Annotated in this window: 21 protein-coding genes; 16 read left to right on the top strand and 5 right to left on the bottom strand. The window is 70.2% G+C overall.

What is annotated here, in order from left to right:
• Positions 1-12: 12 nt before the first annotated feature.
• The 15 genes from ccoO (at position 13) to ERL55_RS12190 (ending at position 14,296) form a co-directional block, all read left to right on the top strand.
• Complete coding sequence (gene ccoO, locus ERL55_RS12120; protein ID WP_129136640.1) at positions 13-630, top strand: cytochrome-c oxidase, cbb3-type subunit II; 618 nt, start codon at positions 13-15, stop codon at positions 628-630.
• A 16-nt stretch (positions 631-646) separates the two neighbouring features.
• The gene (locus ERL55_RS12125) at positions 647-859 is read left to right on the top strand and encodes a cbb3-type cytochrome c oxidase subunit 3 (RefSeq protein ID WP_241685760.1); all 213 of its coding nucleotides are present in this window, start codon (positions 647-649) and stop codon (positions 857-859) included.
• Entirely contained in the window at positions 856-1,785 is a 930-nt protein-coding gene (ccoP, locus tag ERL55_RS12130; RefSeq protein ID WP_129136641.1) for a cytochrome-c oxidase, cbb3-type subunit III, read from the top strand. Before ERL55_RS12125 ends, ccoP begins: the two co-directional genes overlap by 4 nt.
• Positions 1,782-2,078, top strand: coding sequence for a hypothetical protein (locus ERL55_RS12135; protein WP_129136642.1), 297 nt, complete (start codon positions 1,782-1,784; stop codon positions 2,076-2,078). Before ccoP ends, ERL55_RS12135 begins: the two co-directional genes overlap by 4 nt.
• 6 nt (positions 2,079-2,084) lie before the next feature.
• Positions 2,085-3,635, top strand: a complete 1,551-nt coding sequence (locus tag ERL55_RS12140) for a 4Fe-4S dicluster domain-containing protein (protein WP_129136643.1) — start codon at positions 2,085-2,087, stop codon at positions 3,633-3,635.
• Positions 3,632-4,147, top strand: coding sequence for a FixH family protein (locus ERL55_RS12145; RefSeq protein WP_129136644.1), 516 nt, complete (start codon positions 3,632-3,634; stop codon positions 4,145-4,147). Before ERL55_RS12140 ends, ERL55_RS12145 begins: the two co-directional genes overlap by 4 nt.
• Entirely contained in the window at positions 4,144-6,627 is a 2,484-nt protein-coding gene (locus tag ERL55_RS12150; protein WP_129136645.1) for a heavy metal translocating P-type ATPase, read from the top strand. Before ERL55_RS12145 ends, ERL55_RS12150 begins: the two co-directional genes overlap by 4 nt.
• The gene (gene ccoS / locus ERL55_RS12155) at positions 6,624-6,857 is read left to right on the top strand and encodes a cbb3-type cytochrome oxidase assembly protein CcoS (RefSeq protein ID WP_129136646.1); all 234 of its coding nucleotides are present in this window, start codon (positions 6,624-6,626) and stop codon (positions 6,855-6,857) included. The genes ERL55_RS12150 and ccoS overlap by 4 nt, the downstream gene beginning before the upstream one ends.
• On the top strand, positions 6,847-7,575 hold the full coding sequence (locus ERL55_RS12160; protein WP_129136647.1) for a sulfite exporter TauE/SafE family protein: 729 nt from the start codon (positions 6,847-6,849) through the stop codon (positions 7,573-7,575). Before ccoS ends, ERL55_RS12160 begins: the two co-directional genes overlap by 11 nt.
• A 904-nt stretch (positions 7,576-8,479) precedes the next feature.
• Positions 8,480-8,950, top strand: a complete 471-nt coding sequence (gene azu, locus ERL55_RS12165) for an azurin (protein ID WP_241685761.1) — start codon at positions 8,480-8,482, stop codon at positions 8,948-8,950.
• Between the two features lie 93 nt (positions 8,951-9,043).
• A complete protein-coding gene (locus ERL55_RS12170; protein ID WP_129136648.1) occupies positions 9,044-9,457 on the top strand; it encodes a group III truncated hemoglobin in 414 nt (137 codons plus the stop codon).
• Between the two features lie 44 nt (positions 9,458-9,501).
• Complete coding sequence (gene hemN / locus ERL55_RS12175; protein WP_129136649.1) at positions 9,502-10,908, top strand: oxygen-independent coproporphyrinogen III oxidase; 1,407 nt, start codon at positions 9,502-9,504, stop codon at positions 10,906-10,908.
• A gap of 19 nt (positions 10,909-10,927) precedes the next feature.
• Positions 10,928-11,680 (top strand): helix-turn-helix domain-containing protein, encoded by a 753-nt coding sequence (locus ERL55_RS12180; protein ID WP_241685762.1) that lies wholly within the window; start codon positions 10,928-10,930, stop codon positions 11,678-11,680.
• Between the two features lie 166 nt (positions 11,681-11,846).
• Complete coding sequence (locus ERL55_RS12185) at positions 11,847-13,076, top strand: NnrS family protein (RefSeq protein ID WP_129136650.1); 1,230 nt, start codon at positions 11,847-11,849, stop codon at positions 13,074-13,076.
• A 110-nt stretch (positions 13,077-13,186) separates the two neighbouring features.
• Positions 13,187-14,296 (top strand): pyridoxal-phosphate dependent enzyme, encoded by a 1,110-nt coding sequence (locus tag ERL55_RS12190; RefSeq protein WP_129136651.1) that lies wholly within the window; start codon positions 13,187-13,189, stop codon positions 14,294-14,296.
• 50 nt (positions 14,297-14,346) lie between these two features.
• Here the strand turns inward: ERL55_RS12190 and ERL55_RS12195 are convergent, their stop codons facing one another.
• From ERL55_RS12195 to ERL55_RS12210, 4 genes are all read right to left on the bottom strand, one after another.
• Positions 14,347-14,901, bottom strand: coding sequence for a DnrO protein (locus ERL55_RS12195; protein ID WP_129136652.1), 555 nt, complete (start codon positions 14,899-14,901; stop codon positions 14,347-14,349).
• Positions 14,902-14,911: 10 nt separating this feature from the next.
• Positions 14,912-15,202 (bottom strand): DUF2249 domain-containing protein, encoded by a 291-nt coding sequence (locus ERL55_RS12200; RefSeq protein WP_129136653.1) that lies wholly within the window; start codon positions 15,200-15,202, stop codon positions 14,912-14,914.
• A 99-nt stretch (positions 15,203-15,301) separates the two neighbouring features.
• Entirely contained in the window at positions 15,302-17,461 is a 2,160-nt protein-coding gene (locus ERL55_RS12205) for a TonB-dependent copper receptor (RefSeq protein WP_241685763.1), read from the bottom strand.
• Positions 17,462-17,530: 69 nt separating this feature from the next.
• Positions 17,531-17,905, bottom strand: coding sequence for a DUF2946 family protein (locus tag ERL55_RS12210; protein ID WP_129136654.1), 375 nt, complete (start codon positions 17,903-17,905; stop codon positions 17,531-17,533).
• Between the two features lie 193 nt (positions 17,906-18,098).
• Here ERL55_RS12210 and nirK point away from each other — a divergent pair, with 193 nt between their 5' ends.
• Positions 18,099-19,475, top strand: coding sequence for a copper-containing nitrite reductase (gene nirK / locus ERL55_RS12215; RefSeq protein WP_206733318.1), 1,377 nt, complete (start codon positions 18,099-18,101; stop codon positions 19,473-19,475).
• A gap of 532 nt (positions 19,476-20,007) precedes the next feature.
• Here the strand turns inward: nirK and queC are convergent.
• On the bottom strand, positions 20,008-20,694 hold the full coding sequence (gene queC / locus ERL55_RS12220) for a 7-cyano-7-deazaguanine synthase QueC (protein ID WP_256386152.1): 687 nt from the start codon (positions 20,692-20,694) through the stop codon (positions 20,008-20,010).
• Positions 20,695-20,764 lie beyond the last annotated feature (70 nt).

Consider the following 20,764-nt stretch of genomic DNA (forward strand, 5'->3'; position numbering starts at 1 on the left):
CCGGAGCGACCGATGAGCAACAACCCGCACGAGAAGATCGAGAAGAACGTCGGCCTGATGGCGGTGCTGATCGCGGTGGTGGTGTCGTTCGGCGGCCTCGCCGAGATCATCCCGGTGATGTACCAGGCCGAGGCGATCGAGCCGCTGCCCGGCGTCGAACCCTACCCCGCGCTCGAACTGGCCGGGCGCGACGTGTACGTGCGCGAGGGCTGCTACAACTGCCACTCGCAGATGGTGCGCACGCTGCGCTTCGAGACCGAGCGCTACGGCCATTACTCGCTGGCCGGCGAATCGGTCTACGACCGCCCGTTCCAGTGGGGTTCCAAGCGCACCGGGCCGGACCTGGCCCGCGTCGGCGGCCGCTATTCCGACGACTGGCACCGCGTGCACCTGATCAACCCGCGCGACGTGGTGCCGGAATCCAACATGCCCTCCTACCCGTGGCTGGAGAACACCCTGGTCAGCGCCGGCGACGTGACCCGCCGCATGCGCGCGCTGCAGACCCTGGGCGACCCCTACACCGACGAGCAGATCGCCGCCGCCAGCGAGGACGTGCGTGGGCGCACCGAGCTCGATGCGGTGGTCGCCTATCTGCAGGGCCTTGGCCGCCACGCACCGAAGGGGCGCTGAGATGGTGTCGGGAATCGTGACGGTGATCCTGCTGCTGCTGTTCATCGGCGGCTGGATCTGGGCCTGGAGCCCGCGGCGCAAGCGCGACTTCGACGAGGCCGCGCGCCTCCCGCTGGCGGATGACGAGGACCCGCCCGCGGATCGCAGGGCGGACAACGGGGTGCCGCCAGCGGATCACGCGGCGGACGGAATTCAGAACGGCAAGGACAACGGGGAAAGCGCACGATGAGCACTGGATGGTCGTGGTACGTCATCGTCCTGGTGGTGCTCAACATCGCCGGCTGCGCGTGGCTGCTGTGGTGGACGGCGCGCCGTCGCCCCGGCGACCCGGCACCGACCGACACCAGCCACGTCTGGGACGGCGACATCACCGAGTACAACAAGCCACTGCCGAGGTGGTGGATCAACATGTTCTACCTGACCATCGTCTTCGCCGTGGGCTACCTGGCGTGGTACGGCGGGTTCGGTGGCTATGCGGGCTACAGCGGCTGGAGCTCGGCCTCCGAGCATGACCGGCAGCTGGCGCAGAACGCGGCGCGCATGGAGGAGACCTTCTCGATGTACGCCGGCCGGCCGCCGGAGGAACTGGCCACCGACCCGACGGCGCTGGCGATCGGCCGCTCGGTGTTCACCAACACCTGCGCCACCTGCCACGGCTCGGCCGGCCGCGGTGCGATCGGCTATCCCGACCTCGGCGACGACTCCTGGCAGTGGGGCGGCGAACCGGAGCAGATCCTCACCAGCATCCTCGACGGCCGCGAGGGCGTGATGCCGCCGTGGGGCCAGGTGCTCACGGGCATGGGCGGCGACACCGCGATGACCTCGATCGTCGCCTACACCCGCTCGCTGTCGCAGCCGGCCAACCGCAACGACTACTTCGCCGCCCGCGGCAAGCAGCTCTACGAGGGCGTGTGCGTGGCCTGCCATGGCATCGACGGCACCGGTAACGAAGCGCTCGGCGCGCCGGACCTGACCGACGGCTACTGGCTGTACGGCGGCAGCCCCGAGGCGATCCACCGCAGCATCGCGCAGGGCCGGCACGGCGTCATGCCCGCCCATCGCGACCTGCTCGGCGAGACCCGCGCACGGCTGGTGGCGGCCTATGTGTGGTCGCTGTCCAACCCGGCCGGCGGCACGGCCGCGGGTGTGCAATGACCGGGGCGCCCCCGGTCTTCGACCACCCACCGCGCCCGCTGGCGCAGAAGCTCGGCGCCATCCTCTGGCCGAGCTTCTTCGCCGCGGGGGTGGCGACGATGGCGTTCTTTGCCCATGTCGATCCGCTTGCACTGCGCGACATGACGTTCCCCGGCCTGGCGATCACCCGCGGACTCGGCTACACGGCCGGGTTTTTCGCGTTCTGGGCAGCCACCGCCGCGTCGAGCCTGTTCACCTGGTGGCTGCTGCGCCCTGCCAGCCGCTTCAACCGCGCCCTGCCGCGGGACGATTGAGACGAGATGTCCGCACGCATTCCCCTGAAGATGGTCGATGACAACGAGGGCAGCCTCTACGTCAGCGAAGGCAAGATCCACCCGCGCGAGGTCTCCGGTCCACTCGACCGGCTGCGCAAGGTCGCGGTGGTGTGGCTGCTGGGAATGTTCTACGCGTTCCCGTGGCTGCGCTGGGATGGCCGCCAGGCGGTGCTGTTCGACCTGCCGGCGCGTCAGTTCCATGTGTTCGGGCTGACGTTCTGGCCGCAGGACTTCGTGTTCCTCGCCCTGCTGCTGATCATGGCCGCGCTGGCGCTGTTCTTCTTCACCGCGCTGGCCGGGCGGCTGTGGTGCGGCTACGCCTGCCCGCAGACCGTGTGGACCGAAGTCTTCATCTGGATGGAGCGCTGGACCGAGGGCGACCGCGCCAAACGGATCAAGCTCGACGCCGCGCCGTGGACGGGCGAAAAGCTGCTGCGCAAGGGTGCCAAGCACGCGCTGTGGCTGGTGTTCGCACTATGGACCGGCTTCACCTTCGTCGGCTTCTTCACCCCGATCACCGACCTCGCCGCGCGCGCGGTGCCGTTCGCCTGGGGTGGCTGGGAAATCTTCTGGGTGCTGTTCTACGCACTCGCCACCTGGGGCAACGCCGGCTTCCTGCGCGAGCAGGTGTGCAAGTACATGTGCCCGTACGCGCGCTTCCAGGGCGCGATGTTCGACCGCAACACGCTGATCATCGCCTACGACCCGATGCGTGGCGAACCGCGCGGCCCGCGCAGGCGCGGCCTGGCCAGCGTGCTGGAGCGCGCGCGTGGCCTTATCGACAACCTCACCGCCTACGACTACGTGTTCCGCGCCAGCAAGCACCCGTCGGCGGCCACCGCCAGTGCGCAGGCACGCGGCACCATCACCTGGGACGGCGATCTCGGCGAGGTGCAGCCGCTGCCGAAATTCCAGTTCGAGGAACTGGGCGACTGCATCGACTGCACGATGTGCGTGCAGGTCTGCCCGACCGGCATCGATATCCGCAACGGCCTGCAGTACGAGTGCATCGCCTGCGGCGCCTGCATCGACGCCTGCAATGGCGTGATGGAGAAGATGGGCTACCCGCACGGGCTGATCCGCTACTCCACCCAGAACGCCATCGACGGCAAGCCGACGCGCGTGCTGCGGCCGCGGGTGCTGGTGTACGGCGCGATCCTGCTGGCGGTGATCGCGGCCTGGGCGTGGGGCGTGAGCGCGCGCAGCCCGCTGATCGCCGAGGTGCTGCGCGACCGCAATGCGCTGTACCGCGAGACCGCGACCGGGGTCGAGAACGGCTACGTGCTCAAGCTGGTGAACAAGTCGAACGACGCGACCGCCTATCGTGTGCAGCTGGATGGCGACGTGGCCGGCATGCAGCTGATCGGCGACGGCAACGCGGTGACCCTGCAGCCGCAGCAGGTGCTGTCGCTGCCGCTCACGGTGACCGCACCGGCGGGCACCTCCGGGCGCCATGACGTGCAGTTCGTGGTGGAGGCGGTCGAGGGGGACACCCGCGCCGTGGTGAACAGCAGTTTCTTCGGACCAACGCAATGACCGACAAGACCGCCTTCTGGCGCAACCCCGTGCTGATGCTGGTATTCATCCTGCCGGCGGTGGCCATCATCGCCGGCATCGGCCTGGTGGTGATCGCCGTGCGCAGTGGCGGCTCCGATTCGGTCACCGAGAACGTGCGCCGCAGCGCCCAGGTACAGACCGTCGACCTCGGCCCGGATGCCGTCGCCCAGCGCGAGCGGCTCTCCGCGGTGATGCGCGTGGATATGGAACAGGGCGCGGTCGAGGTGCTGCCGGTCACCGGCCGCTACGAGCGCGGCGCGCCACTGCAGCTGATCCTCGTCCACCCCGCGCGTGCGGCAGAGGACATCCACCTCGAGCTGCAACCCAGCGAAACCGGCTGGCGCGCGGAGGCGGAGGTCGACGTCGGCCACGACTGGAACCTGCGGTTGGCGCCGGGCAATGCCGGCTGGCGCCTGCAGGGCCGGCTGCTGCGTGGGCAGTTGGCCGCGCACCTGCACCCGGCGCTGCAGGACGCCGCGGATACGCCATGAGCGCGACCCTGTCCGTCGGCGCTGCATCGGCAGCGGCACGGGCCATCACCGGCGACTGCCACCATTGCGGCGAAGCGCTGCCTGCACAGCCCTCGCTGCTCGCCATCGACGGCATCACCCGCGGGTTCTGCTGCGATGGCTGCGCGGCCGCCGCGCAGTGGATCGGCGAAGCACACCTGGGCGACTACTACCGGCTGCGCACCGCCCCGGCCACGCGCATCGACGCCGGCGCCGCCGACTTCGCGCTGTGGGACCGCGAGGAAGTGCAGGCCGAACACGCACGCGACATACCGGGCGGGCGCGAGATCACCCTGCTCACCGACGGCATGCGCTGCGCCGCCTGCGCATGGTTGATCGACCGCGTGCTGGCGCGCGAACCCGGCGTCATCGACAGCGGCGCCAACGCGGTCACTGGCCGCATCCGCGTGGCCTGGGATCCGGCGCGCACCACGCTGTCGGCACCGCTGGCGCGGCTGGCGGCACTCGGTTACCGGCCGTACCTGGCCACCGGCGAGGCGCGCGAGCGCGAACGCCGGCGCCAGCGCAACCGCGACCTGCTGCGCATCGGCATCGCCGGGCTGGGTGCCATGCAGGCGATGATGATGGCCGAGGCACTGTACCTGGACGTCTCCGGCAGCATGCCGCTGGCCACGCGCGACTTCTTCCGCTGGCTGACCTTCCTGCTGTCGACGCCGGTGGTGTTCTATGCCGGGTGGCCGTTCATCGCCGGCGCCTGGCGCGAGCTGTCGCAGCGCAGGCTCGGCATGGACGTGCTGATCGCCGGCTCCACCCTGCTGGCCTGGGGCGCGAGCGTGTTCGAGACCGTGCGCGGCGGCACCCACGTCTGGTACGACGCCGCGGTGATGTTCGTGTTCCTGCTGCTGCTGGCACGGATGCTGGAGCAGCGCGCACGTGCGCGTGCCAGCGCGCAGGTCGATGCGCTTGCGCGTGCACGTCCCGCATTCGCCGAGCGCGAACGCGACGACGGCAGCCGCGAGACGGTGCCGGTGGCGGCGCTGTCGCGTGGCGACATCGCCTGCGTGGCGGTGGGTGGCGTGGTGCCGGCCGACGGCATCCTGCTGGAGCCATCGCACTTCGAGGAAGCCCTGCTGACCGGCGAATGGACCGCGGTCGCCCGCGCCGCCGGCGAGCGCGTCTATGCCGGCACGCTGTGCCGCGAACGGCCCGCGCGCCTGCGCGTCGACGAGACCGGCGCCGGCACCCGGCTGTCGCAACTGACCGCGCTGGTGGAATCGGCGCAGGCGCAGCGCCCACCGCTTGCTCTCGCCGGCGAGCGCATCGCCCATCATTTCGTCGCCGCACTGCTGTTGACCGCGGTCTGCGTGTACATCGGCTGGCGCATCCACGATCCGTCACGCGCGCTCGAGGTGGTGCTCGCACTGCTGGTGATCAGCTGCCCCTGCGCGCTGGCGCTGGCGGTGCCGACCGCGCTGGCCACCGCGCACGGTGCACTGGCGAGGATCGGCGTGCTGGCACTGGGCGAACGCGCGCTGGAGCGGCTGGCAATGGCCACCGACATCGTGTTCGACAAGACCGGCACCCTCAGCGACGGACGACCGCAGCTGGCCGGCGTGGAGACCTTCGATGGTTTCGATCGCGACCAGGCGACCGGGATCGCCGCCGCACTCGAACGCGACAGCGGGCATCCGCTGGCGCAGGCGTTCACCGGCATCGACACCGCGCTGGCCGCGACCGGGCTGCAGGCGCATGCCGGCGCCGGCGTCGAAGGCCTGGTCGATGGCCGGCAGTGGCGGCTGGGCACTGCGGGCTTCGCCGCCGGCCGGGCCGACAGCGATGGCATCTGGCTGGGTGACGGCCGCGGCGCAGTCGCGCGCTTCCGCATCCAGGAAGCCGCGCGTGGCGATGCCGCCGCGGCGATCGCGCAACTGCGTACGCTGGGCCTGCGCGTGCATCTGTCCAGCGGTGATGCCGATGCACCGGTGCAGGCATTCGCCACGCGCCTGGGCATCGAACATGCACACGCGCGGCAACGGCCGGAGGACAAGCTGGCGTATGCGCGCGCCCTGCAGGCGGATTCACGCGTGGTGGCGATGGTCGGCGATGGCATCAACGATGCACCGGTGCTTGCCGGCGCCGACGTCTCGCTGGCGATGGCCGAAGGCGCGCCGCTGGCGCAACAGTCGGCGGACCTCGTGCTGACCGGGCGCACCCTGCAGCGCGTGCCGCAGGCGATCGTCATCGCCCGGCGCACGCGCCAGGTGGTGCGGCAGAACCTCGCCTGGGCCGCTGGCTACAACGTCGTCGCGGTGCCGCTGGCCGCGGCCGGCTGGGTCACCCCGTGGCTGGCCGCGCTGGGCATGGCGCTGTCGTCGCTGCTGGTGGTGGGCAACGCGCTGCGGCTGTCCGCCATGCCCGCGGGCGGGTTCGACCCGCAGACACCTTCTCCGGCGCCCGGCGTGGCGGTGGATCCGCAACAACTCGAGGCCGGCGCGCAATGAACATCCTGCTGCTGCTGATCCCGATCAGCCTGGTGCTGCTGCTGGCGGCCGTCGCGGCGTTCGTGTGGGCGGTGCGGCGTGGCCAGTTCGACGACCTCGACAGCCCGGCCATCGACATCCTGGTCGACGAGCCGGCGCCGGAACGCACGCCGCGCGACGACGGCACCGGCAGGGACGCGCCTCCCGCCGCCGCGCCTCCAGCCGCCGCACGCGACGACGATGCCGGTTGACTGGCTGACGCTGGGCGCGGCACTGCTTGCCGGGCTGATGGGCGGGGTGCACTGCGCGGCGATGTGTGGCGGCATCGCCACCGGCTTCTCGGCGATGTCGCCCGGCGGCGGCTGGCGCATGGCGCTGGAACCCAACCTCGGCCGCGTCGGCGGCTACGTCATCGCCGGTGCGATCGCCGGTGGCCTCGGCCACGGCATCCTGTCGCTGGCGCGGGTGGACTGGCTGGCCTGGGGTCTGCGTGCGGCGGTGGGCCTGGTGCTGGTGGTGGTGGCGCTGCGTCTGCTCGACCGCGGCGGCCGCCTGCGGTTGATGTCGCGTCCCGCCAGTGGCCTGTGGACGCGGCTGCGGCCCCTGCAGCAACGCCTGCTGCCGGCCAACACCACGCCGCGACGCATCGGGCTGGGCGTGCTGTGGGGCTGGCTGCCCTGCGGGCTCAGCACCACCCTCCTCGCCGCCGCCTGGCTGCAGGCCGATGCGCGCAACGGCGCGTTGACGATGTTGGCCTTCGGACTCGGCACATTGCCGTTGATGGTGCCGCTGACCTGGTCCGGCGCGCGCGTGGGCCGCTGGCTGCAGCAGCCGCGCCTGCGCACCACCGCGGGCGTGCTGGTGCTGGCCGCCGGCCTGCTCACCATCGCCGCACCCTGGTTGATGCAGGTGCCGGCGCTGCATGGCGTCCTGGTCGCGCTGGGCTGCGTGCCGCCCGGATATTCCTAGGGTCTCAGGCCCTTTCTCGGGCTTGAAAGGGAAGCTCCAGGCAGCCCACCGCGGCCACAGGGGGATGCCCAGCCGGATATCTCCGCGTCCTGCTCCCACATCCGGCCGCCGGCCATCCATGGCCGGCTCTGGACATCCCCCTGCGTCCGCGGCGGGCTCCGAGCTGTCGTGGCGTCGGGACGAAGATCAAGGTCAATGGCGAAAGAACGAGAGTGGACGGCTGCATGCGGCTCCGACAGCAACGCTCCTGCTCTGTGCGTGCACCGAAGCCGGCGGACGTCTGAGCCAGTCGCGTGCACCGGGGGGTGTGCGGACAGCCGGCCATGGATGGCCGGCGGCCGGCCGTGGTAGCTGGACGCGGACTCCGGCTGGGGAGCACACCCCCCGGGGCGTGCGACGGGCGGCGCGAACCACCACGAAGCAACTCGGACACGCACAGACGCCACGGCGGGCACGGACCTGTCGTCGCGTCGGGGGCGAATCAAAGTCAACGACAAGAGAGAGCCCTTGAGCGGTCGCGGGCGACTCCAGCGACGGCCGCTCCTGCTCTCCGCGCCGAAGCCGGCGTACGCCGAAGCCCGTCGCGTGCACCGGGGGGTGTGCGGACAGCCGGCCATGGATGGCCGGCGGCCGGCCGTGGTAGCTGGACGCGGACCCCGGCCGGGGGAGCACACCCCCCGGGGCGTGCGACGGGAGCGCGAACCACAACGAAGCAATCTCGCGCATGGACACCCGATAGAACACCTTGGCCCGTCGTCTTCGCACATCCCTTTCTGAACCATCACCGACCTGGGCCCGTGCGCAGCGCTGGCAACCGGCGCACGCCTGACCTGGATCAATTCGCGCCTCCGGCCCCGCGCGCAGACTGTCCCTGTCGAACAACAACGCCCCACTGGAGTAGCTGATGATCCGTTACCTTTCCGCCGCCGGCCTCGCCTGCGCCTTCGGCCTGTCCGCACTTGCCATGCCTGCCCCCGCCGAAGCCTCCGGCTGCAGCGCCACCATCGAAGCCAACGACGCGATGCAGTTCTCCACCCGCGCGCTGAGCGTTCCCGCCTCGTGCAAGGAATTCCAGGTCAACCTGAAGCACACCGGGCAGCTGCCGGTGGTGGCGATGGGCCACAACTTCGTGGTCGGCAAGACCGCCGACATCACCGGCATCAACGCCGACGGCATGGCCGCCGGAGCCGCCAACAACTACGTCAAGCCCGGCGACGCGCGCGTCATCGCGGCCAGCACCCTGATCGGCGGTGGCCAGACCACGTCGGTGAAGATCCCCGTCAACCGGCTGCGCGCGGGCGAGGACTACACCTTCGTGTGCACCTTCCCCGGGCATGCGGGCATCATGCGCGGCAAGCTGAGCCTGGCGCAGTAATCAGCGCCTCCACCGATCGCCGGGCGCGCGCCCGGCCAGCGATGGCGGAACCGGCAGGCCCGGTTCCGCCCGTCGTCGTCTTCCTGACCGGACATGAGCACCAACAGCCTGCCCACCCGTGACGACCTCGCCCGCCTGGTCGACCGCTTCTACGACACCGTGCGCGCGGATGCGCTGCTCGGCCCGGTGTTCAACGCGGCCATCGACGACTGGGACGCGCACAAGGCCACCCTGGTGGACTTCTGGAGTTCGGTGATCCTCGGCACCGGCGGCTATCGCGGCAATCCCATGGCCGCGCATCGGCCGCACCCGATCGTCGATGCGCACTTCGGCCACTGGCTGGCGCTGTGGCACCAGACCACCTCCGAACTGCTGCCTCCCGCGCATGCCACGCTGCTGCAGGATCGCGCCGCGCGCATCGCCACCAGCCTGCGCTACGGGCTCGGCCTAGACCCCGCACGGCCCCTGCGCCGCAGCAGCATCGACGGCCATCCGCCGCGCGATTGATTCTGGTCAAGGCGCACCGCCACCCGCGGGCCTAGTCTGGCCGCATGCTCGATCCGCCCACATTCGATACCGCCCTGTTGCAGCGCTACGACCGGCCCGGTCCGCGCTACACCTCGTACCCGACCGCGCCGCAGTTCAACGCCGGCTTCGGCGAAGCCGAACTACGCGAGGCGGTGCTGGCCAGCAACGGCGACCCGATCCCGCGCCGGCTGTCGCTCTACCTGCACGTGCCGTTCTGCATGAGCCCGTGCTTCTACTGCGGCTGCAACCGCATCATCACCCGTGACCTCGCGCGCGGCGAACACTACCTGGTGCGCCTGTACCGCGAGATCGCCGCGATGGCCGCGCTGTTCGACCGCGACCGCGAGGTGATCCAGATCCACTTCGGTGGCGGCACCCCCAACTTCCTGTCACCGGCGCAACTGGCCGAGGTGCTGGACACGCTGCGCCACCAGTTCACGGTGTCCTTGAGCGCGGAACGCGACATCTCGATCGAGCTCGACCCGCGCTTCGTCTCGCCCGCCGACATCGGCCAGCTCGCCGCCGCCGGCTTCAACCGCGCAAGCCTGGGCGTGCAGGATTTCGACGCCGACGTGCAGGCCGCGGTGAACCGCATCCAGTCGGTGGACGAGACGCTGGCGATCATCGATGCCTGCCGCGCGCACGGCTTCCGCTCGGTCAATGTCGACCTGATCTACGGGTTGCCGCGGCAGACGCTCGCCGGCTTTGCACGGACGCTCGAAACGGTGCTGCGCGCGCGCCCGGACCGCCTGGCGGTGTACGGCTACGCGCACCTGCCGGAGCTGTTCCGCCCGCAGAAGCAGATCGACGCCAGCGAACTGCCCGATGCCGCCACGCGGCTGGCGCTGCTGCAGCTGGCGATCACCACGCTCACCAGCGCCGGCTATGTCTATGTCGGCATGGACCATTTCGCCCTGCCCGACGACGACCTCGCCACCGCACAGGCGCGTGGCGGGCTGCACCGCAACTTCATGGGTTACACCACGCATGCCGACACCGACCTGGTCGGCCTGGGCGTGAGCGCGATCAGCCATATCGGCGATACCTTCAGCCAGAACCCGCGCGAGTTGCCCGGCTGGCAGCACGCGCTCGACGAAGGCCGGCTGCCGGTGTTCCGCGGCATGCGCCTGAGCGACGACGACCAGCTGCGCGCCGACCTGATCCAGTCGCTGATGTGCCAGGGCGAGATCCCGATCAGCGCGCTGGAACGGCGCTACGACATCGATTTCGAGCATTATTTCGCCGCCGACCTCGCGCGCATGCAGCCGCTGGTCGACGACGGCCTGGTGCGCACCGGACAGGGGCGGATCCGCGCGACCTCGCAGGGACGCCTGCTCCTGCGTAACATTGCGATGTGCTTCGACCACTATCTCCACCAGCCAGCCAACGCGCCCGGCACCCCCGGCCCACGTTTTTCGCGTGCCATCTGAGCATGCGGGAGCGCAAGGCTTGAGTTCGACACCCGCGTTTCCGCGCCAGGACGCCCGCACCATCGCCGACGACGGCGATGCGCTGAACTTCTGCTCGACCTGTGCGTTCTCGCAGGCCTGCATGTCCGAGGGCATGAACAAGGCCGACCTCATGGACCTGCACATGCTGGTCGAGCATGTCGGCCCGCTGCATGCCGGCGCCCATGTGTTCCGTGCCGGCGACACGTTCGAGGCGATCGCCGCGGTGCGCTCGGGCACGGTCAAGACCTACACCGTCGACCGCGACGGCCATGAGCACGTGCTGGGCTTCTACTTCCCGGGCGAGGTGATCGGGCTGGATGGCATCCATGGCGACCGCTATCCCTGCAATGCGGTGGCGCTGGACACGGTGATGCTGTGCCGGTTCTCGTTTCCGAAGATCTCGGTGCTGGCCACCCAGCTGCCCGGCCTGCAGCAGCACCTGTTCCGCCTGCTCAGCCGCGACATCGGCCGCGCCGCGCTGCTGGCCGGCGACTGGACCGCCGACCAGCGCATGGCCGGCTTCCTGGTCGGGCTGTCGCGCCGGCTGGCCGCGCGCGGCTTCTCGCCGGACCGCTTCCAGCTGACGATGGCGCGCACCGACATCGCCAACTACCTGCGGCTGGCCCCGGAAACCGTGAGCCGGGTGCTGCGACGCTTCCAGGAGGCCGGGCTGGTGCGGCTGGACCGCCGCGAGGTCGAGCTGCTGCGCCGCGACGAACTCGACGCCCTGGCCGAACCGCTGCAGCGCTGACCGGCGCTGCCGCCGCACATGCCGGAGCCCGCCACCGCGCGCCAACGCGCGTTCGGAACTGCGCTGCTCGACCAGGAAATCGCCGGCATCCCGACGCGCGACGGCCCCGCGACCCACCGTGACCTGGATCAAGGCGTCAACACGCACCAGCGACGATGCTGGACGTATGGATCCCCGACCCGTTTCCGCACCGCGTCCGTCGCCGCGCCTGCTCGGCGCCGCGCCGCACCGGCTGATGTTCTTCATCGGCGCCGGCAACCTGCTGCTGGCGATGGCCTGGTGGGCCGCATGGCTGGCCGCGACGCGCTGGCCGGCGCTGTCGATGCCGCAGCCACAACCGTGGGCCGGATGGCTGCATGCCTTCGTGATGCAGTACCAGGTGCTGCCGAGCTTCTTCTTCGGCTTCCTGCTCACCACGTTCCCCAAGTGGACCGGGCAGCCCGACTTCGAGCGCTGGCGCTATGTGCCGGTCGGGCTGGGCCTGATGGGCGGGCAGCTCGCCACCCTGCTCGGTGCGCTGGGCTGGGAGGTCGGCATCGTGGTCGGCCTGCTGATGACCACCGCCGGCTGGGTCGCCGGGCTGGCCACGCTTGCGCCGCTGCTGTGGCGCGAACAGGGCACCACCTGGCATGCGCGGTCTTGCTTTGCGGCCCTGCTGCTGGGTCTCGCCGGGCTGCTGGCGTGGGGCGCGTTCGTGCTGGGCGCCCCGCCGCTGTGGGCGTTCGCCAGCATCAAGGTCGGCACCTTCGGCCTGCTGCTGCCGGTCTATGTGAGCGTGGCGCACCGGATGTTTCCGTTCTTCGCCAGCCGCGTGGCGCCGGGCTACCAGCCCTGGCGGCCGCTGTGGCTGCTCGCGCTGTTCTGGGTGCTGACCCTCGCGCACCTGCTGCTGGAACTCGCCCACGCCTACGCCTGGCTGTGGCTGGTGGACGTCCCGCTGCTGCTGCTTGCCACGACGATGCTGTGGCGCTGGTGGCCGCACGGCACGGTGCCCGGCCTCCTGCGGGTGCTGTTCGTCGGTCTGGCGTGGCTGCCCATCACCTTCGCGCTGTATGCCGGGCAGAGCCTGGCCTATGCGCTGACAGGTGTCTTCTGGCTCGGGCGCGCGCCGGCGCATGCGTTGTTCATCGGCTTCTTCGGCAGCGTGCTGGTGGCGATGGTCACCCGGGTGACGCAAGGCCATTCCGGCCGACCACTGGCGATGTACGGCGTGGCCTGGTTCGCGTTCGTGGCGATCCAGCTGGTGGCGGTGATGCGGGTGGTGGCCGAACTCGCACCGGATACGCTGGCATGGCAGGTCGCCGCGGCGCTGGGCTGGCTGCTCGCCTTCGCGCCGTGGGTCGCACACATCGGCCGCATCTACCTGAGCCCGCGCGTCGATGGCGGGCCGGGCTGACACCCGGCGGGAGGCCACGATGATCGGATTCCATCCGTATCCGCATTCGCAGCACGCCAATATCGCGCCTGGCCGGTTCGTCCATGTCCGCTGATCACACGCCACGCGGCATGACACACGTCGATGGGCCGCCGCACGGCGCCGACGCACGTGCCTGGATCTCGCATGCGCTGGCACTGTTGCGCCAGGAAGCCGCACGTTCGGCCGATACCCACCTGCTGAAACTCGCCTTCGCGGGTTTCCCGGGGATCGACTTCTACTTCAAGGACGAGGCCGCGCATCCCACCGGCAGCCTCAAGCACCGCCTCGCGCGCTCGCTGTATCTCTATGCGCTGTGCAACGGCCGCCTGCACGCCGGGCAGCCGGTGGTGGACGCATCGTCCGGCAGCACCGCGATCTCCGAGGCCTGGTTCGCGCGCCTGCTGGGCCTGAGCTTCACCGCGGTGATGCCGGCCGGCACCGCGCCGCGCAAGATCGCCGACGTCGAGGCGCTCGGTGCGCACTGCGACCTGGTGGCGGACCCGGCGATGGTGCACGAGCGTGCCGCCGGGCATGCCGCTGCCGGCGCCTGCCACCTCGACCAGTTCGGGCTCGCCGAGCGCGCCACCGACTGGCGTGGCAACAACAACATCGCCGAGTCGATCCTCGGTCAGCTCGCGGGTGAACCGCATCCCGAGCCGGCATGGATCGTCTGTGGGGTCGGGACCGGCGGCACCTCCGCCACCATCGGCCGCTACCTGCGCTATCGCGGCCTGCGGACGCGGCTGTGCGCAGCCGAGCCCACCGGCAGCGCCTTCGTGCACGGCTGGCGCGGCCGCGACCGCACGGCGGTATGCAGCCGTCCGACGGTGATCGAGGGCATCGGCCGCCCGCGGGTCGAGCCGGGGTTCCTGTTCGAGATCGTCGACGAGGTGGTCGAGGTGGCCGACGTCGAGTCGATCGCGGCGATGCAGGTGCTCGAGCGCCACCTCGGGCGTCGCTACGGTGGTTCCTCCGGCACCAACCTGGTGGCCTGCCTGCGGCTGGCTGTGCGGATGCGCGCACGCGGCGAGCGCGGCAGCATCGTCAGCCTGCTCTGCGACCCGGGCGAACGCTACGACGCCACCCTGTCCAACCCGGACTGGCTGCGCCGCAACGGCCTCGAACCCGCAGCGGCTGCCGACGCCCTGCGTGCAACCATCGCCAGCGGCCGGTGGCATCCCTCCGCGGACGAAGGCTGACCGGCAACCGCGCAGCAGCGGCCACCACGTCGCCGGCACCGGGCACGCGCTCAGTGGTGCGGACGCGCCGGGGCGTCGGCGGGAAACGCCGGGTCATCGAACAGCCGCGGATAGTCGGCGATCGCATCGCGCATCGCGGCCAGTGGCGTTTCCATGTCGGCCGGATCGTCGCGCAGCGCCTGGGCGCCGGCCATCATCCGCGCAAGCACGCCGTGCAGGGCGACATCGGGCTCGGGTGGCAGCGCGCAGTGTTCGAACATGTAGGCCACCGCCGCATCGACGCGGGATGCCAGCTGCAATGCGTGCGCGGGGTTGCCGGCCGCATGCGCGCCATGGTGATCCCCGTCGTCCAGCGCGGCATGCAGCCGACGCATGCCGGTCATCAACGGCGCATCCGGCGCCCACTTCGCCGCGTCGGCATCGGGCAGGCCCGTCGGCGCGGCATCGGGGTGCGCATGTGCCTGGTGATCGGCGTGCGCCTGGTGGTGCGCATGCGCACCTGCCGCGGCTGCAGCCGCATGCCCTTCGTGCGCGTGCCCCGGCGGCGTGGCGTGGGCAAACCCGGCACACAGCGCCAGCGCCAGCATCGGCAAGGTGGTCTTCATGGTGATGTCCTCAGCTGCAACCGCCGCAGCATTCGCTGCCTTCGCCATGCACCGGCGCGCGCAGCGCGGTGAAATCGATCACCGTCTCGCCCGGCTGGCGCTGCATGTAGTCCACCGACAGCTGGTCGCCGTAGCGCTCGCGCAGCTCGGCCAGCAGCGGCAGCGGATCGTGGTCGTTGATGAAACGCAGCCCTTCGCCCGGCTGCAGGGTGTCGAGCGCGCCGATCAGGGCAGCGTGGCGGAAGCGGCGGTCGACGCCGCGGGCATCGAACGGAAGAACCTGCAGGGACAGAGCGTTCATGGTGCACCTGGGTGTGTGGGTGGACGACTGCAGGATGCTCCCGGCACCCCGCGTCGTCCTTGACGTGGATCAGCCCGATCGCGGTCACGACGGCCGGGTTCAGTAGCTGACGGCAAGCCGTGCCCACAGCGTGCGTCCCGGTTCGTTGATCCGCACCGCTTCGGCCGGGTAGCCGAAGTCGGCGTTGCCGGCGAGGTTGAGGTGTTCGCTGTAGGCACGGTCGAACAGGTTGTCGACGCCCGCGCTGACCTGCACCCCGCTGGCGAAGCGGTAGCCGCCATTGAGCGCCAGGGTGGCGAAGCCGGCGCTGGGCCCGATGTCCTGGCCGACCACGTTGCCGTAGCCGCGCGCCACGCGATTCTGGCCGTCGACCACGCGCAGCAGCATCCCCGCCGACCAGCTGCCGTTGTTCCAGTCGGCGCTGAAGCGGCCTTCCAGCGGCGGCATCTGCGGCAGCGGCCGCCCGCTCTCGCGGTCGGTGCCGCGCGCATAGGCGAGACTGCCGCCGAGCTTCCAGTCGGCGCTGGCCCGGAACTCCACCCCTGCCTCGCCGCCGATCGTGCGCGCATCGATGTTCGTGACCGTCGACGTCGCGCCCATCATTCCGGTGACATAGCGGAACTGGATGAAGTCCTCGACGCGGCCGGCATAGGCCGACACCCAGGCGTCGAAGCGCGTGCCGCGGTACTGCAGGCCGACGTCGAGCTGCGTGGTCCTCTCGATATCGAGGCCGGCGAATGCGTTGGCCGCGCCGGCCGGGCCATGGTCTGCGGAGAAGAGTTCCCAGTAGTCGGGCATGCGTTGGGTATGGCCGACGCCGGCGTACCAGCTGAGCTGCCTGCCAATGTCCTGCTCGAAGCGCACGAAGCCGGCCCTGAGCGTTTCCTCGCGTGACTGCCCGGCCGTGGGATTGGGCACCGCGTGCCCGCCATGTCCGCCATGCCCACCGGACACCGTGGCGCGCGCATCCTCGACGCCCGCGCGATCCAGGCGCGCACCGATGATCCAGCGGTTGTCATCGCCCTGGAACCACGTGCCCTCGGCGAACACGCCACGGTTGTCGAAGCGCGCATCCACCACCCACGGCAGCGCACGGTAGGCATCCACGCCCATCGCGCTGCGGCGGCGGTGGCGGCTGTCCTGCGCGTCGATACCGGCCACCAGCTCGAAGGCTGCGCCGCGCCAGGTCGCCGCCGCGCGTCCGCCGCTGGTGCTGCGCTCGACGTTGGACGCCATCGGCATCGGCATCGCGCCGTCGGGGTTGGGATCGCGCAGGCTGTAGTTGTCCATCACGTGGTCGGCCACGTTGTGGAAGAGGCTGGCCTCGAAGGCCTGCATCGCGCCTTCCATGTTGTCCTTCTCGAAGCGCAGGCTGTAGTTCGCGCGGTCGAACCGGCTGCCGTCCATGCCGCGCGTGGCATAGCGCGCCTCGCCATCGCCGATGCCGATGCCGAGTTCGAGCAGCGTGTCCTCGTCGGGCGTCCAGCCCAGGGCGAGGTCTGCGTTCCACTTCTTCCATGCCGAGCCGACGCGGTCGCCGTTGCCGTCGTCGTAGTCGCCCGATTCCGAGCGGTTGGCGCTGATGCGCGCATAGCCCAGCGGCGCGCCGTAGGTCGCATCCACGACCTGGTCGTTGCGCCCCCAGCTGCCGCCGAGCGCGCTGCCGGCGAGCTTCCAGGTGGGCTCCGGGTAGAACTCGCGGTCACGTTCGAAACGCACGGTGCCCGCCGACGCGCCCGGCCCCCACAGCACCGTCTGAGGCCCCTTGGTGACCACCAGCGCGTCGTAGGTCTCCGGCGCGATGTAGGACATCGCGTTGTCCATCCGCGACGGGCACGCGCCCGGCATCGCGCCATCGTTGGTCAGCAGGTTGAGCCGCGAACCGAACATGCCACGCAGCACCGGATCGCCGTTGCTGCCGCCGTTGCGGATGGCGCTGAAGCCGGGAATGGTCTTGAGGTAGTCGGCGCCATCGCTGGCGGGTACCGGCTGGCGCGGCAGTTTCGGGCTGGTTTCCCAGGTGAGCGCGGAGACCGGTGCCGCGGCGGTGACCACCACCGCGTCGAGATCGATCACGCGCAGCGCGTCGGGCACTGCAACGGGGGTAGCGTGGTGCGCGTGGCCGGCGTGACCCGACAGGTCGGCGGATGCAGCGCCGGTATCGGATGCGTTCGCGGACACCGCGGAGGCGGCCATCGCCGTCGCAATGGCGACGCACAGGCACGACCGGCGGATCACCGGGCAATACGGGATCGACATGGGAAGCTCCATGGAAACTGGTGTGCTGGATGGCCGCGACGGATGCGCGGCGTGGCGGGAAACGCCCGCTCAGGGCGGTCCGCGCGAACCCAGTCCCCACGGATGGCGCCACCGCAGGTCCAACGCACGCGGCGCGGCGGCAGGGCGCCCCATCGCTGGCAATGGCATCGCGTTGAAGGCGATGTCCATCGACGGCGCCAGCGACGACAGCAACGGGCAGTAATCGCAGTCCGGATCACCGAGCGCCGGTCGCGGGCTGTCGGCGTCGCCTGACTGCCAATGCGCACGGTCGGCGTCGCCATGGTGCGCATGCACTGCCTGTTGCTGTGCCATATGCGCCGTCGTTGCCTGTGCAACGCGGTCCAGCGTCGGCACCAGTACCAGCAGCAGCGAGGCCGCGAGACCGAGCCGACCCATCCAGTGCTGGAATGCCCCACGTTTCATGGGGCCGATTGTGGATGCGGCGTTTCCTTACCCTGATGACACAGGTCAAGCCGTGGCGATTTCCGTACGCAAAGGTATGTGCTTGATCCAGGTCATGGAGGCAGGCCGGCGCACTTCCTATCGTGGCTGCAACGGCGGAAAGCCCTTCCGCATGTGCTCCCCCGGCTTCGCATCAACCGCAAGGAAATACGCCATGAGGAACCTGGTTCTGCTGTTCGCACTCGCCGCCGCCGGCGGCTTCGTCCCGATGGAGGTGGCCGCACAGCAGTCCGCCTCGGTCACCCCGATCGCCGATGTCACTTTCAGCATGCGCACCGAGATCGCCAACGGACAGATGGTCTTCATCGGCAATGCCGGGGCCATCAAGGACGTGGTCAACCCCGACCTGCGCGTTGCCGAAGGCGCGGTGGTCGCCATCACCATCACCAACAACGACGGCGCCATGCACGACATCGCGGTGCCGGAGTTCGGCGCGCAGTCCGACCAGGTGGTCGGCGTGGGCGCGGCGACCACGATCGTGTTCCGCGCCACCAAATCGGGCACGTTCGAATACATCTGCACCATTCCGGGCCACAAGCTCGCCGGCATGACCGGCAACCTGATCGTCGGCGACGTCAAGGAAGAGGTGAGCACGGCGATCGACATCGCCAAGAACCCCGCCGAGGTCGGCACGCCCGTCGGCGACCGCGCTCCGCAGCACATCAACTACGACCTGCTGACCACGGAGGTCGAAGGCCGGCTGTCGGATGGCAGCACCTACCGTTACTGGACCTTCGACAACACGGTGCCGGGCCCGATGCTGCGCATCCGCCAGGGCGACACGGTGACCATCAACCTCAAGAACGCCGAAGACAGCATCAACATCCATTCGGTCGACTTCCACTCGGTCACCGGCCCCGGCGGCGGCGCCGCGGTGACGCAGGTGCGCCCCGGCGAGACCAAGAGCTTCACCTTCAAGGCGCTGCACCCGGGCCTGTACGTCTACCACTGCGCCACGCCGATGATCGCCCACCACATCTCCAACGGCATGTACGGAATGATCCTGGTCGAACCCGAGGGCGGCCTGCCGGCGGTGGACAAGGAGTACTACGTCATGCAGGGCGAGCTCTACACGGCGCAGAAGCACGGCTCACGCGGGCTGCAGGAGTTCTCGGTCGACAAGCTGCTCGACGAGAAGCCCGAGCACCTGATGTTCAACGGTTCGATGGACGCGCTCACCAAGACCTTCGACATGACGGCCAACGTGGGTGAGGAAGTGCGCATCTTCTTCGGCGTCGGCGGCCCGAACATGACCTCGAGCTTCCACCTGATCGGCGAGGTGTTCGACCGGGTCTACAACCTGGCCTCGTTCACCAGCCCGCCGCTGACAGACGTGCAGACCACGCTGGTGCCGCCGGGTGGCGCGACGATGGTCGAGTTCAAGGTCGACTATCCCGGCAAGTACATCCTCGTCGACCACGCACTGTCGCGCGCCGAGAAGGGCCTGACCGGCATCCTCACCGTCCACGGCGATGCCGATGCGACGATCTTCCACTCCAGCGAAGCGATCGACGCGGCCTCGGGGCACTGAGAATCCCCTGGCGGCATGTGGTACCGGAGGCGCCTGCGGGCGCCTTCGGCATTTCGGTACTCCCGCACACTCCAGCGACTGGGCGTCAGCCGCATTCCTGTCTTGAAAGGGCTGCTCCGTTGTGATCCGCGCCGCCCGGCGCGCACGCCGGGGAGCGTGCTCCCCCGGCCGGAGTCCGCGTCCGGCTACCACGGCCGGCCGCCGGCCATCCATGGCCGGCTGTCCGCACACCCCCCGGCGTACGCGCCGGGCTCAGGCATCCGTCGGCTCCGCACCGGGATCAGAACCGGCTCCCGGCAGACTCGCGTGCGACCGACCAGCGCCATTCGTTGTTGACTTGCGACCCGACGGGACGAGAGTGGGTGCCCACCGTGGACGCAGGGGGATGTCCAGAGCCGGCCATGGATGGCCGGCGGCCGGATGTGGGAGCAGGACGCGGAGATATCCGGCTGGGCATCCCCCTGTGGCCGCGGTGGGCCGCCCAGGTCCCACCGGGGGCAGGCCCGGACCTGGGGATGCCGTCGCCTTTGTGTCAGGCGTAACGTGTCGGGTCGGCAATACCTGCGCCCGCAAACCCGTCCGCACGCAATCGGCAGGCATCGCAGTCGCCACAGGCGCGGCCCTGCGCATCGGCGCGATAGCACGACACCGTGGCGGCGAAGTCCACGCCCAGGCGCATGCCTTCGGCAGCGATCTGAGCCTTGCTCATGTCGAGCAGCGGCGCATGGATGCGGATTCCCGCGCCTTCCACCCCGGCACGGGTGGCGAGGTTGGCCAACCGCTCGAAGGCCTCGATGAACTCCGGCCGGCAGTCCGGATAGCCGGAATAGTCCACCGCATTGACGCCACAGTAGATGTCGGCCGCGCCCAGCACCTCGGCCCAGCCCAGCGCGATCGACAGCATGATGGTGTTGCGCGCCGGCACGTAGGTCACCGGGATGCCGTCGTTGCCGCCGCCCGTGGGCACGTCGATGTCATCGGTCAGCGCCGAGCCGCCGATGCTGCGCAGGTCGACGGCGACCACCTTGTGCTCGACGGCGTCGGCGGCCATGCGCGCTGCGGCCTCGAGCTCGGAAGTGTGCCGCTGCCCATAGGCGACGCTGAGCGCGTGCACCGCATGCCCGCGCTCGCGGGCAATGGCGAGGACGACGGCGGAGTCCATCCCACCGGAGACGAGGACGACGGCTTTCTGCATGGCGTGATTCACGGCTGGTGACAGGGCATTCGTAATCGGGCGACAGCCCGCTGACGTGACCGGACCGAACCTTCCGCTGCGCAGCGGTCGGGTC

This window comes from Luteimonas sp. YGD11-2, assembly GCF_004118975.1.
Taxonomy (GTDB): domain Bacteria; phylum Pseudomonadota; class Gammaproteobacteria; order Xanthomonadales; family Xanthomonadaceae; genus Luteimonas; species Luteimonas muca.

What these genes read in the sequence shown, in the direction of transcription:
- ccoO (WP_129136640.1), top strand. Translation starts at nt 13, where the DNA reads ATGAGCAACAACCCGCACGAGAAGATCGAGAAGAACGTCGGCCTGATG.
- ccoP (WP_129136641.1), top strand. Translation starts at nt 856, where the DNA reads ATGAGCACTGGATGGTCGTGGTACGTCATCGTCCTGGTGGTGCTCAAC.
- ERL55_RS12135 (WP_129136642.1), top strand. Translation starts at nt 1,782, where the DNA reads ATGACCGGGGCGCCCCCGGTCTTCGACCACCCACCGCGCCCGCTGGCG.
- ERL55_RS12140 (WP_129136643.1), top strand. Translation starts at nt 2,085, where the DNA reads ATGTCCGCACGCATTCCCCTGAAGATGGTCGATGACAACGAGGGCAGC.
- ERL55_RS12145 (WP_129136644.1), top strand. Translation starts at nt 3,632, where the DNA reads ATGACCGACAAGACCGCCTTCTGGCGCAACCCCGTGCTGATGCTGGTA.
- ERL55_RS12150 (WP_129136645.1), top strand. Translation starts at nt 4,144, where the DNA reads ATGAGCGCGACCCTGTCCGTCGGCGCTGCATCGGCAGCGGCACGGGCC.
- ccoS (WP_129136646.1), top strand. Translation starts at nt 6,624, where the DNA reads ATGAACATCCTGCTGCTGCTGATCCCGATCAGCCTGGTGCTGCTGCTG.
- ERL55_RS12160 (WP_129136647.1), top strand. Translation starts at nt 6,847, where the DNA reads ATGCCGGTTGACTGGCTGACGCTGGGCGCGGCACTGCTTGCCGGGCTG.
- azu (WP_241685761.1), top strand. Translation starts at nt 8,480, where the DNA reads ATGATCCGTTACCTTTCCGCCGCCGGCCTCGCCTGCGCCTTCGGCCTG.
- ERL55_RS12170 (WP_129136648.1), top strand. Translation starts at nt 9,044, where the DNA reads ATGAGCACCAACAGCCTGCCCACCCGTGACGACCTCGCCCGCCTGGTC.
- hemN (WP_129136649.1), top strand. Translation starts at nt 9,502, where the DNA reads ATGCTCGATCCGCCCACATTCGATACCGCCCTGTTGCAGCGCTACGAC.
- ERL55_RS12185 (WP_129136650.1), top strand. Translation starts at nt 11,847, where the DNA reads ATGGATCCCCGACCCGTTTCCGCACCGCGTCCGTCGCCGCGCCTGCTC.
- ERL55_RS12190 (WP_129136651.1), top strand. Translation starts at nt 13,187, where the DNA reads ATGACACACGTCGATGGGCCGCCGCACGGCGCCGACGCACGTGCCTGG.
- ERL55_RS12195 (WP_129136652.1), bottom strand. Translation starts at nt 14,901, where the DNA reads ATGAAGACCACCTTGCCGATGCTGGCGCTGGCGCTGTGTGCCGGGTTT.
- ERL55_RS12200 (WP_129136653.1), bottom strand. Translation starts at nt 15,202, where the DNA reads ATGAACGCTCTGTCCCTGCAGGTTCTTCCGTTCGATGCCCGCGGCGTC.
- ERL55_RS12205 (WP_241685763.1), bottom strand. Translation starts at nt 17,461, where the DNA reads ATGTCGATCCCGTATTGCCCGGTGATCCGCCGGTCGTGCCTGTGCGTC.
- ERL55_RS12210 (WP_129136654.1), bottom strand. Translation starts at nt 17,905, where the DNA reads ATGAAACGTGGGGCATTCCAGCACTGGATGGGTCGGCTCGGTCTCGCG.
- nirK (WP_206733318.1), top strand. Translation starts at nt 18,099, where the DNA reads ATGAGGAACCTGGTTCTGCTGTTCGCACTCGCCGCCGCCGGCGGCTTC.